An 11,950-nucleotide genomic window follows, 5' to 3' on the forward strand; every position below is an offset into this window, starting at 1 on the left:
AGCACCATTTGCAGCAATGCCATCCGGCTGACGCGGCAAACTGAACGCAAGACACGGCATTAAGGAAAAAAAACATGCTCCATCCGCGAGCCAGAACCATGTTGTTATTGTCGCTCCCCGCGCTGATTCTGGGGGTTGCATCCAGTTTAGTCCTGATTGTGGTCATGAAGTTCGCTTCCATCTTGCAGAGCATACTCTGGCAACGTCTGCCGGGAAGTGTAGGGATCGCCGCCGACTCCCCCCTCTGGATCATGCTCACTCTGACGTTAACCGGGGTTCTGGTGGGTCTGGTGATTCGCTACAGCACCGGGCACGCCGGTCCGGATCCCGCCACCGAACCGCTGATCGGCGCACCGATTTCCCCGGCTGCGCTGCCCGGCCTGATCATCGCGCTGGTGCTCGGTCTGGCGGGTGGCGTCAGCCTCGGTCCCGAGCATCCGATTATGGCTGTTAACATTGCGTTAGCCGTGGCGCTGGGCCGTCGGTTTTTCCCACGGATTGGCGCCCTCGACTGGACCATTCTCGCCTCCGCCGGCACCATCGGCGCCCTGTTTGGCACACCGGTCGCCGCCGCGCTGATTTTCTCGCAAACCCTGAGCGGCTCGAACGATACCCCTTTGTGGGATCGCCTCTTTGCGCCGTTGATGGCGGCGGCGGCGGGTTCACTGACTACCAGCCTGTTCTTCCATCCGCATTTCTCGCTCCCTGTCGCCCATTACACCCAGATGCGTATTGTGGACATTTTCTCCGGGGCTGTAGTGGCGGCGATAGCGATTGCCGCGGGAATGGTGGCGGTCTGGTGCTTACCCCGACTGCACGCTTTACTGCATCGCCTGAAGAATCCGGTGCTAATCCTCGGCGTTGGTGGCTTCCTGTTAGGGTTACTCGGCGTGATGGGTGGGCCGCTGACGCTGTTTAAAGGTCTGGACGAAATGCAGCAGATGGCGTTCAGTCAGACGCTCGGTACCACGGATTTCTTTATGCTCGCGGTGATTAAGCTCGCCGCGCTGGTCATTGCAGCGGCCAGTGGTTTTCGCGGCGGGCGAATCTTCCCGGCGGTGTTTATCGGCGTGGCGTTAGGCTTGATGCTGCATGCGCACGTTGAAGCCGTTCCGGCCGCCATTACCGTCTCCTGCGCTATTCTTGGCCTGGTGCTGGTCGTCACCCGTGACGGCTGGCTTAGCCTGTTTATGGCCGCAGTGGTGGTACCGGATACCACCCTGCTGCCGCTGCTGTGTATTGTGATGCTTCCGGCCTGGCTGTTGCTGGCAGGCAAACCGATGATGGTCGCCAACCGGGAGGACAAATAGTCACCCGCTGTTACGCGACTCCAGCGCCTGGGTAACCTGACGTAACAGCGCGGGTAAGTCGGCCTTTGGCAGCACAACCTCAATCAGCGAGAGCCGTTGTGGACGCGCCAGCCGGGCGAAGACTTCCTCGAGCTGGATGGCCTGAGTCACCCGCCAGCATTCAGCCTGATCCGCAAGGCTGAATGCCCGAGGGATCTGCGTCCAGTTCCAGGAAGCAATATCGTTGTACCGTTGTTTCTCCCCGTGGATCGCTCGCTCGACGGTATACCCGTCATTATTCAGCACCAGGATCACCGGCGTTTGTCCGTCGCGCAGCATGGAGCCGATTTCCTGGATGGTCAGTTGCGCCGCGCCGTCGCCGGTGATCAGGATAACCCGACGCTCCGGTGCCGCCGTTTGCGCGCCAAACGCGGCGGGCAACGAATAACCTATCGATCCCCAGAGCGGTTGGACAATCAGTTCCGCCCCGCCAGGCAGCGACAGAGACGCAGCTCCAAATGCCGCCGTTCCCTGATCGGCCAGGATCAGATCGCCGGGCGCCAGCGCCTGCTGTACGGTATGCCAGAAGTTCTCCTGGGTCAGTGGACCTCGTTCGATGTGCGGCTGTACGGGCGCAGGTTTTGCGGGCGGCGGCGCAATGGAGAGCTCCAGGCATAGCTCACGTAACGTGGTAACCGCCTGCTCCATAGACAGTCCACTAAACCAGGTGTCTCCCACCCGCGATGCCTGCGGCTGGACCTCAATCGTACGTTCCTGCACCAGTTGCTGGGTGAAGCCAGCCGTTAGCGTATCGACAAATCGGGTGCCCACACAAATCGTCGTATCCGCCTCTTCTATCGCCTGACGGACGTCGTCACTGCTGGCACCCGCGCTATAGGTGCCAACAAATCCCGGCTGTTGTTCGTCGAAAAGCCCTTTTCCCATCAGCAGCGTGGCGTGGGCCATGGGCGTCTCGGCCATCCAGCGTTGCAGGACCGGTTGCAAACCAAAACGGACAGCGAGAAAATCTGCCAGCAGCGCCACGCGGGAACTGTTGATCAGCTTTTGTCGGGCATGGTAGCGAAATGCCGTCACCACACTCCCCTGCGATTCCGGTGCTGAGAGGGCCAGTTCCGTTGAAGGGGGTAACGCGGGGCGTTTCGCCACATCAGCAGGCAGCATCAGGTAACCCGGGCGATGGGCGGTCAACATCGTACTCAGTACACGGTCGATCTCATGACAGGCGTTTTGCGCATCCAGCAGTGCGCTGGCCGCACACAGGGACTGGCTCATCCGGTAGAAGTGTTGGAAGTCGCCGTCGCCCAGCGTGTGGTGCATCAGTTCTCCCCGACGCTGCGCGCCGCTACACGGAGCGCCAACAATGTGCAGAACGGGGACATATTCCGCATAGCTGCCCGCCAGGCCATTCATCGCACTGAGTTCCCCCACCCCAAAGGTGGTCAGCAACGCCCCGGCCCCAGCGACCCGGGCATAACCGTCCGCCGCATAGGCGGCGTTAAGCTCGTTGGCGCACCCGACCCAGCGCACGTGCGGATGGTCAATCACATGGTCAAGAAACTGCAAATTGTAATCACCCGGCACGCCAAACAGGTGCCCGATGCCGCACCCGGCGATTCTGTCGAGCAGGTAATCCGCAACGGTGTAAGGGGTTTGCATGACAGCTTTCCTTCTGACGGTAACCTCATGTTGAGTATTGAAGAAGCGTCGGGGCTGTCCAGAAAGTGGCGGCGATGAGGGTGGAAAGCAGAATTTACAGTCTCCGCAGTGAAAAATGTCATTGAAAAATGACCAGTGTAAACGTATACACTTGAGAGCTGAATTCACTGCGAGGGAAGACAATGGTTTACCAGCCTGATGAAAATCGCTATCAGAGAATGGCATTTCGCCGCTGCGGTCAAAGCGGCCTGAAGCTACCCGCCATCTCGCTTGGCCTGTGGCATAACTTCGGCGATACCACCCAGGTGGAAAACAGCCGGGCCCTGCTTCAGCGCGCGTTTGATCTGGGGATCACCCATTTCGACCTCGCCAATAACTACGGTCCGCCGCCGGGTTCAGCGGAACGCAACTTTGGTCGCATCCTGCAGGAAGATTTTTTACCGTGGCGCGATGAGCTGATTATCTCCACCAAAGCGGGATATACCATGTGGGACGGCCCTTACGGCGACTGGGGATCCCGCAAGTATCTGATTGCCAGCCTTGATCAAAGTCTGAAGCGGATGGGGCTGGAGTACGTGGATATTTTCTACCACCACCGTCCCGATCCTGAAACACCCCTGCAAGAAACGATGAAAGCGCTCGACCATATCGTGCGTCAGGGGAAAGCGCTGTATGTCGGGCTTTCCAATTACCCGGCCGATCGCGCCCGTGAAGCGATCGATATCCTCAATGATTTGGGCACGCCGTGTCTGATCCATCAGCCAAAATATTCGATGTTTGAACGCTGGGTGGAGGATGAACTGCTGACGATGTTGCAGGAAAAAGGGGTGGGCAGTATCGCCTTTTCCCCGCTGGCGGGAGGACAACTCACCGATCGCTACCTGAACGGGATCCCGGCGGATTCCAGAGCCGCGAGTGGAAGTCGTTTTCTGAATCCGGATCAGCTTACCGCCGGGAAGCTGGAAACCATTCGCCAACTCAATACGTTGGCCGAGAAACGCGGGCAAAAACTGTCGCAGATGGCGCTTGCATGGGTGCTGCGTAACGACAACGTCACTTCGGTGCTGATTGGCGCCAGTAAAACCGCGCAGATTGAAGATGCGGTCGGCATGCTGGCCAATCGTCATTTCACCGACCAGGAGTGCGCCGATATCGACAACATTCTGCACAGCACGCGTTAACTGCCTTTTTAGCAATTCGTGCTCTCATTCATGATTTAAGAGTTAAGGCGATGAAATGGGGCTTTACGGCCCCGTAATATTACGTTAACAGGCCGACTACGGCTTCGATCGTGAAGGAGATAAAGCATGTTCAGGTCACTGATTCTGGCGGCAGCCCTACTGGCTTTTACACCGCTTGCCGCAAACGCGGGCGAAATCACCCTGTTGCCATCGATAAAATTACAAATTGGCGATCGCGATAATTACGGTAACTACTGGGACGGCGGGCACTGGCGTGACCGCGACTACTGGCATCGCAATTATGAATGGCGTAAAAATCGCTGGTGGCGACATGACAATGGCTATCACCGTGGCTGGGATAAGCGTAATGCTTACGAGCGCGGATACCGGGAAGGCTGGCGCGATCGCGACGACCATCGCGGGCGCGGGAAAGGCCACGGACACAGACATTAAAATAAAGAGCCCTCCGGGCTCTTTTTTTATGGTCAAATCCTGCGCTTTTTATCCTGCACCATTTGCCCTTGAGCAAAAATATCCTGAACGTATCTTATCCTCATGAGAATTCACGTCAGGATTAATTTATGAATGCTAATTTTAAGAATGAAATTCAGACATTCGGTCGATCGCTGTTATTGCCGATTGCCGTACTGGCGCCCGTGGGAATGGTCATGGGAATTAGCTCGGCGTTAGGCCAGAGCTATATGATAGAAAAACTCCCGTTTCTGGGGAATGAACTATTTAAAGCCATCCTTTCTTCGCTGGGATTAATCAGTAGCGTCGTATTCAACAATATCCCGTTATTATTCGCGATGGGTGTGGCGTACGGCATGTCCAAAAAAGAGAAAGGGATTGCGGTTTTTGCTTCCGTGGTTGCCTATCTGACACTACTTATCGCCATGCATGTTCACCTCAAACTGGCGGGGACGCTGGCAAAAGATGATCTGGCGCTGGTGGGGCAAGGAATGGTACTCGGTATTCAGACGCTGAAAATCGAAGCGCTTGGCGGCATTATTGCCGGCCTGCTGGCGGCCAAAGTCACCGATCGATTTTACCGATTGCAACTTCCTCTCGCCTTTGCGTTTTTCAGCGGTAAGAAATCCGTAGCGATTCTGGCTATCGCCTTTTCGATTCCCGTGGGGTTAATTATCCCTTTTATCTGGGATCTTTTTACGGCGGGTATGCGCGCCATTTCAACCATTATGATGGCGCCTAATATTGGCGCCGGGATTTACATGACGCTCAACCGCCTGTTAATTCCGTTTGGTTTACATCACGTACTGAGTTCTACCGTCCGCTTTACCGCGGCTGGTGGTACCTATCTCATTGACGGACAAACGTACGTCGGTATTTTGCCTGCGATTAATAAGATCCTGTTTGAGCTTGGCCCGTCTCATCCTGCCTGGAAGGAATATATGCCTACGCTCACCAGTTATCTGGCGTCGTCGCAAATGCTCACCACGCTATTCCGCGTGCCGGCAATTGGTCTGGCGATGTATCACATGGCCTATTTTAAGAATAAGAAATTTGCCAAAGGGATGATTCTGACCGTGGTACTCACCGCCATGCTGGGGAATATCACTGAACCGCTGGAGTTTTCCTTCCTGTTTATTGCTCCGCAGCTGTTTATCGTTTATGCCCTACTCTGCGGCTTACTGACTATTCCTTTGCAAATGCTGGACGTGTCCATCGGCTATATTCGCGGCACGATCTTCGACTTCGGTATTTTTGGTCTGATGTATGAACAGACGCACTGGGTGAATTTACTGCTCCTCGGTGCCATTAACTTTGTCGTTTTCTACGTCGTTTTCCGCTTCGCGATTGCTCGCTTTGATATAAAAACGCCGGGACGCGAAAGTGAAACATCAGACAGTACCTTGCTGAATAATAAAGAGTACGACAAGGTCGCTGAACTGGTTATTCAGGGGCTGGGCGGATTCGACAATATTAAACATGTTGAAAACTGCGTGTCGCGTTTGCGTGTCGATGTAAAGGATCAGAAAAAAATGGACATGGCCGTGCTGAAAGAATCGGGATCGCTGGGCACCTTTATTCCCTCCAGCAACCATGTCCACGTGGTCTTTGGCCCACACGTCGAATTTGTCCGCAATGCGGTAGATGACCGCCTTGTCGGCGCGAAATAAGCTTAAGGAGACAGGAATGCGCGCATTGTATGATTCAAAAAGTAAAACCATCGACGATCGGGGAATGAAAACGTTGCTCGCTCAACCCGCGCGGGTTCAGTCCTGGCTGGACGTCGAAGCTGCTCTGGCGCTGTCACAGGCTGAATACGGGATGATTCCCACCCGTGCGGCAGAAAATATTGCCGCCAACTGTCGCGTTGATAAAATCGACCTGACGGAAATGGAACGCCTGCTCCGCGAGATCGGCCACGGCTTTGTCCCGGTGATCAAAGTACTGGTCAAAGCCTGCGACAGCGAAAGTGGGAAGTATGTACACTATGGCGTCACAACCCAGAATATTCAGCAAACCGCGCAGCTTTACCTGGCAAAGCAGTTCGATGACATCATGCAAGGCTTTGTGAACGATATTCTGCGCAATCTGGCGAAGATGGCGTCCGATCACCAGGCCACCCTGATGCCTGGGCGCACCCACGGTAAGCATGCCTTACCGGTGACCTGGGGCTATAAAGCTGCCGTATGGATTGACGAACTGTTGAGCGCCCAGCAGCGCATGCAGGAGGCAGAAAAACGCGTCTTCACGGTGATGATGGGCGGCGCAGTGGGGGCGTTTCATGCGACTGGCGAAACTGGACGTCGGGTGCAGGATCGCGTCGCACAGCGGTTAGGAATGCACTCCATGGCGATCCCTTCGCGTAACTCCCGCGTCTATCGTACCGAATACATCAGTAACCTGTGCCTGCTCGCGACTACACTGCATAAAATCGCTGAAGAGGTGTATCAGACCTCCAGCGAAGAGTTCGCCGAAGTCTCTGAAGCGTTCACTAAAGGAACGGTTGGCAGCAGCACTATGCCGCAAAAAGTAAACCCCAAACTGGCTAAAGGGATTATCGCCAATGCGCAGAAATTGTATTCCGTGCTCACCTCCTGCCTGTATGTCAGCCCTCGCCCGTTTGAAGCGGACAGTTCTGCCTACTTTATCTTCGACGGAAATATTCAGGAGAGCATGGAGTTAATGGTGGAGATCGTGATGCGCGCTGAAGAGTTGACCCGCACACTGGTCGTTAACCCTGAACGTATGCGCCAGAACGTCCACTTAACCCACGGTTTGATCAATAGCGAAAAAATCATGATGCAACTGGTGGAGCGGCTGGGCAAAGACGCGGCGCACGAACGCGTGTACCAACTGGCGATGCGCAGCACCCATGAGGGATTGCCCTACGCCGACGTGCTGCGCGCCGACACTCTGATTCGCCAGTATTTTAGCGATGCGGAAATTGACGCCCTGCTCGATCCCGCCCATTACCTCGGTTTGTGCGCGGAGATCGCCGCCGAAACGGCAGCGCGCGTGTGGGAGAAAGAGGATGTCTGACCCCCTGCTCTCTCTGGCAAGCGACCGTATCATCACCCCTGACGGGATACAACGCGGTTATCTGCATATCGACCAGGGACAGATTGTTGGTCTGGATAATACGCCCCGCGGCCAGCTTGTGGATTACCGACATGCGATGCTGATGCCGGGTTTTGTCGATATCCACGTCCACGGTTGGGGGAGAGGCTCGTTTGCCTGGAAGGGGGAGCGCCAATCTTTGCGTGCCATGAGCCGGGATCTGGTCAATGCCGGGGTCACCGCGTGGCTTGCTACGTCCGCAACCCAGCCGGACGCGTTCTTACTGGAGAGTCTGGCCACGGCCGCCGACTGGATTGCGCACGCGAAAGCGGAAGACGGAGCTGAAGCCGTAGGCATTCACATGGAAGGGCCGTTTATCAATGCCAAATACAGCGGGATGCAGCGCAAGGAGTCTATTCAGTCCCCCAGTATCGTGGGCTTTGAACGCTATCAGCATGCTGCGCGGGGACATATTCGCTTAATGACGCTGGCGCCAGAGTTGCCGGACGCGCTGCCGCTGATCCGTCATTTGCGCCAGGCCGGCGTCACGGTATCCGCAGGGCATACCGACGCGACGTTTGACGAAACTACCCAAGCGATTGACGCGGGGCTATGCCACTTTACCCACGCCTTCAGCGCCATGCGCGGATTACATCATCGCGAACCCGGCGTTGTCGGCGCGCTGATGTATCACCAGGACACCTTCGCCGAAGTGGCGAAACAAAGCGGTATCACTCTACGCCCGGAAGTGTTTGATATTCTCTATCGCCTGAAAAAAGATCGTCGCCTGGTCATGGTCAGCGACTGTCTCGGATATGTGGACTTTCCTGAAGGGTTTGAATTTCACCATTACCTGCGTCAGGAGACGTTTCGTATCCATCAACATCTTCTGGAAATTACCGATCGCCACGGCAATACCCGCACGGTCTCGCCCGATGACTGGGCGGACGTCTGCACACTGGAGATGAGCTTTCTGGATTCAGTGAAAAATGTGGTTGATCGTCTGGAGAATAGTTGGGTTTCTGTGGCGCAGATTGCCTGCCTGAATCCGGCGATTCTCGCCGGTGTTGAACGGCGTAAGGGTAGTCTGACGCCAGGAAAAGATGCCGATATTCTGGTCCTGGATGAGACGTTAAATCTGGAAGCCGTCTGGTGTCGCGGCGTCTTACAACCACTTGCTAAATAAACACATCACCATAATGGCGTTCGAGGAAGTCCCTGAGCGCCGCCTGACTCATCCCCTGAACCTGCTGAACAAAATGGTCAGCCGGGATTTTTTTGCGCGCAGAGGCGAGTCCCCGCTCACGAAGCAACTGGAAGTCATCCTGGGTTAGCCAGAAGTTAACCTTGACGTAATCCAGTCCGGCATACCGCAGATGGCTTGAGATCTTATTGGTAAAGGTGATCAGCAGATCAAACTCACGTGACTGAAGCTCTTCGATCTCATTGATATTAATACATACCGGGATATCGATATGAAAACGTGAGGACAGGACCTCTTTGAAATACCCGACCTTACTTTCCGAAGAGTTCGTCACAATAATGACCCGCTTTTTCGGCTCACTCACTACCCGGTTTTTAAGCTCATATTTTTTCGTGATCAACACCAGCGTCGCCAGATGGATGGCAGAAAACGTCGTTTGCCAGCCTTTTTCAATCTCGCTCACCGCTGACTGAACGCCGGCCCAGAGTTCGGGATAGCGATTCTGAACGTTATGCAGTTTTTTATCATCAAACCAGAGATGAAATTTATTCTGGATGATGGCGGCATAGATAAAGTGATAAACCTCGGCAAACCAGGCATGTTGATTGTGAACCGTATTGCTCAGGCTACTGGCTAATCGTTCACAGGTCCGTTTCACGTGCGACACCAGACGGGCGTCATACAAGGTGAAAGGCCGATACGTAAACGTCAGCGAAGCAATCAGAAGATCCAGACAGCGGTTTTCCTGCGGGTCGGTCATGGCCTCAAAAGGGAACGTCGTCAAAAACGACGTCGCCGTACTCTCTTTGATTACATGCCCCCGGCGGATACGGTGTAACGCGAGGCTCAGATATACCAGCAGGTATTTCCGACCGTTGTAACCCAGCGTGTTAATCGGCCGGATAACGTCTTCATAGCAGCGTGCTGCCTGGGTAATCTCCGTGGCACATTCGCTCAGAAACTGATCGGCAATCGAACGACTGACGGGCTCATTCGCCTGATGAGCAATCAACTGATGATTTTCACCAATCTCGACGGTTTTAAGTATTAACATGCACACCGCCAGGCGTAATGAGAACTCATCGCCGACAAGCCGCGACCCGGTACGCGGGATGCTTTGTACCGTCAGGGCGTGTTCCTGCGTCAGACGCAGCATCACGGGATTATCGTTTTTTACCGTCCCCGCGCTGACATAAAACTTTTTGTAGTACTCGTTTTTATTCACCACATCATGCAAACAGAGCGCCACGAGGAGATCCCTCACACGCTCTTCCGCCGTGGTGATATAGCGATTAAAACGTATACGCGCTAAAAATTGCCGGTATTCGCTATAGCCAATCCGGGTCGTAATAAACTGATTATCCTGATGGAGCTGGACGTCTTCCGGTAAGAGTTCATTAAGCTCTTTCATGGTGCGTTTAAGCGTGGAGAGGGTCTTACCGAAACGCTGAACCGCCTCGTCAATCGACAGCGGGCTGTTATCCTGCAAATATTTCAGGAAAGAGAGATCAAAGTGATTCATGAACGCTCGCCAGTGGCTAATGCAAGATTCAGGATAACGGAAATCCAGGACTAAAACCGTGACCTGTTGCGAGTCACGGCGGTTAGATCACAGCCCCAGCGCCGTGCCGACCAGCAGCCACAGGTTCAACGCCACCACCAGCACCACAATCATCCAGCCAATCTGTTTAACCCAACGGGTATTCACCAGATCGCCCATCAGTTTGCTGTCGCTGGTAAATATCAGCAGCGGCACCAGCGCCAGTGCAATACCAAAGCTTAACAGCACCTGGCTCATCACCAGAATCCGCGTCGGATCAAGGCCAATCAGAATCACGATAAAGGACGGCATCATGGTGATGGTACGCCGCACCCATAAGGGGATATGAAAGCGAACAAACCCCTGCATCACGACCTGCCCCGCCAGCGTTCCAACCACCGTTGACGACAACCCCGCCGCCACCAGGCTCAGTCCGAAGACCGTTGCCGCCGCGTGACTTAATAACGGCTCCAGCGTCAGATAAGCCTGATCCAGATCGGCAACGCCGGTGTGACCACTGAAGTGAAACGCGGCGGCGGCAGTCGCCATCATCGCCAGATTAACGAACCCCGCAATGGTCATGGCGATAGCCACATCCCATTTTGTCGCCGCATAGCGCTGTTGACGAGTGCCGCCATGCAGGTGCTGCGTTAACGAAGAGTGCAGATAGATCACGTGCGGCATGATGGTCGCGCCCAGCACCCCGGCGGCCAGAAATACCGCTTCAGAGTTGGGCAAGTCAGGGATCATCATGCCTTTACTCAGTTGTGCAAAGTTGGGTTGGGAAAAGATCAGTTCAACGATATAGGCCATGGCGACAAACAGCAGCAGGCCGCCGATCACTTTTTCCAGCGGTTTTTGTCCGCGCCGCTGGAGCATCAGGATCAGGAAGGTGGCGATCCCGGTCAGCACCGCCCCCTGCAATAACGAAACGCCGAGGATCAGTTTGAATCCTATCGCCGCCCCGATAAATTCCGCGAGATCGGTCGCCATCGCGATGATCTCCGCCTGCACCCAATAGAACCAGACCACCGGGCGCGGATAGTGATCGCGAATTTGTTCAGCCAGATTTTTACCGGTAGCAATACCCAGTTTCGCAGACAAGACCTGGATAAGCATCGCCATCAGGTTTGCCCAGACCACCACCCACAGCAGTTTATAACCAAAGCTGGCACCGGCCTGAATGTTCGTCGCAAAGTTGCCCGGGTCGATATACCCGATCGCCGCGACAAACGCAGGTCCCATTAATGTGAGCCTTAACTTGCGCGCTGCTCTTCCACTGCTACTCTCAACGCGATCGTTTGTCATCTTCTGCCTCGGAAACATAGCCTTTGCTATGTTTTATATTATGCCTGATGAGAATGGTTATCAAGTGCATGTAAAAGCGGTAACCTTGATTTCTCTTATAGGCGGGAACGATAAAGAGTGCGGGTACAGGAAATGCGCGCGGCATGTTTAATAATTGTTATTATATTAGCACAATAACTTAACTATTTACTTTCGCATTAGACATAACAGAAGTGTATGCCGG

Annotated in this window: 10 protein-coding genes; 6 read left to right on the top strand and 4 right to left on the bottom strand. The window is 54.6% G+C overall.

All coding sequences use genetic code 11. From position 1 onward, the window contains the following. The first annotated feature begins 74 nt into the window (after positions 1 to 74). The gene (locus AL479_RS02050) at positions 75 to 1,310 is read left to right on the top strand and encodes an ion channel protein (RefSeq protein ID WP_061074879.1); all 1,236 of its coding nucleotides are present in this window, start codon (positions 75 to 77) and stop codon (positions 1,308 to 1,310) included. Here AL479_RS02050 and AL479_RS02055 read toward each other — a convergent pair whose 3' ends face one another. Beyond that, positions 1,311 to 2,966: an alpha-keto acid decarboxylase family protein gene (locus AL479_RS02055; RefSeq protein WP_061074880.1), complete on the bottom strand. Its 1,656-nt coding sequence runs from the start codon at positions 2,964 to 2,966 to the stop codon at positions 1,311 to 1,313. Positions 2,967 to 3,148: 182 nt separating this feature from the next. On the opposite strand from AL479_RS02055, the gene mgrA reads away from it, so the two are divergent. From mgrA to nagA, 5 genes are all read left to right on the top strand, one after another. Beyond that, entirely contained in the window at positions 3,149 to 4,147 is a 999-nt protein-coding gene (mgrA, locus tag AL479_RS02060) for an L-glyceraldehyde 3-phosphate reductase (RefSeq protein ID WP_061074881.1), read from the top strand. Positions 4,148 to 4,273: 126 nt separating this feature from the next. Then, positions 4,274 to 4,600 carry a DUF2502 domain-containing protein YpeC gene (gene ypeC, locus AL479_RS02065; protein ID WP_061074882.1) on the top strand — a complete coding sequence of 109 codons (327 nt, stop codon included), beginning with the start codon at positions 4,274 to 4,276 and terminating at the stop codon, positions 4,598 to 4,600. A 128-nt stretch (positions 4,601 to 4,728) separates the two neighbouring features. Then, positions 4,729 to 6,288, top strand: a complete 1,560-nt coding sequence (locus AL479_RS02070) for a PTS transporter subunit EIIC (protein ID WP_061074883.1) — start codon at positions 4,729 to 4,731, stop codon at positions 6,286 to 6,288. 16 nt (positions 6,289 to 6,304) lie between these two features. Continuing rightward, positions 6,305 to 7,657 (top strand): class-II fumarase/aspartase family protein, encoded by a 1,353-nt coding sequence (locus AL479_RS02075; protein WP_061074884.1) that lies wholly within the window; start codon positions 6,305 to 6,307, stop codon positions 7,655 to 7,657. After that, a complete protein-coding gene (gene nagA / locus AL479_RS02080) occupies positions 7,650 to 8,861 on the top strand; it encodes an N-acetylglucosamine-6-phosphate deacetylase (RefSeq protein ID WP_061074885.1) in 1,212 nt (403 codons plus the stop codon). The genes AL479_RS02075 and nagA overlap by 8 nt, the downstream gene beginning before the upstream one ends. Here nagA and AL479_RS02085 read toward each other — a convergent pair. From AL479_RS02085 to AL479_RS24160, 3 genes are all read right to left on the bottom strand, one after another. Next, positions 8,854 to 10,401, bottom strand: coding sequence for a hypothetical protein (locus tag AL479_RS02085; RefSeq protein ID WP_061074886.1), 1,548 nt, complete (start codon positions 10,399 to 10,401; stop codon positions 8,854 to 8,856). The two genes, nagA and AL479_RS02085, sit on opposite strands and share 8 nt — an antisense overlap. An 87-nt stretch (positions 10,402 to 10,488) precedes the next feature. Next, positions 10,489 to 11,727, bottom strand: a complete 1,239-nt coding sequence (locus AL479_RS02090; RefSeq protein ID WP_061074887.1) for an Nramp family divalent metal transporter — start codon at positions 11,725 to 11,727, stop codon at positions 10,489 to 10,491. After that, the gene (locus AL479_RS24160) at positions 11,708 to 11,872 is read right to left on the bottom strand and encodes a hypothetical protein (RefSeq protein ID WP_420535882.1); all 165 of its coding nucleotides are present in this window, start codon (positions 11,870 to 11,872) and stop codon (positions 11,708 to 11,710) included. The genes AL479_RS02090 and AL479_RS24160 overlap by 20 nt, the downstream gene beginning before the upstream one ends. Between the last annotated feature and the right edge of the window lie 78 nt (positions 11,873 to 11,950).

Origin of the sequence: Citrobacter amalonaticus, assembly GCF_001559075.2 — a bacterium.
In the GTDB taxonomy this organism is placed as follows: Bacteria; Pseudomonadota; Gammaproteobacteria; order Enterobacterales; family Enterobacteriaceae; genus Citrobacter_A; species Citrobacter_A amalonaticus_F.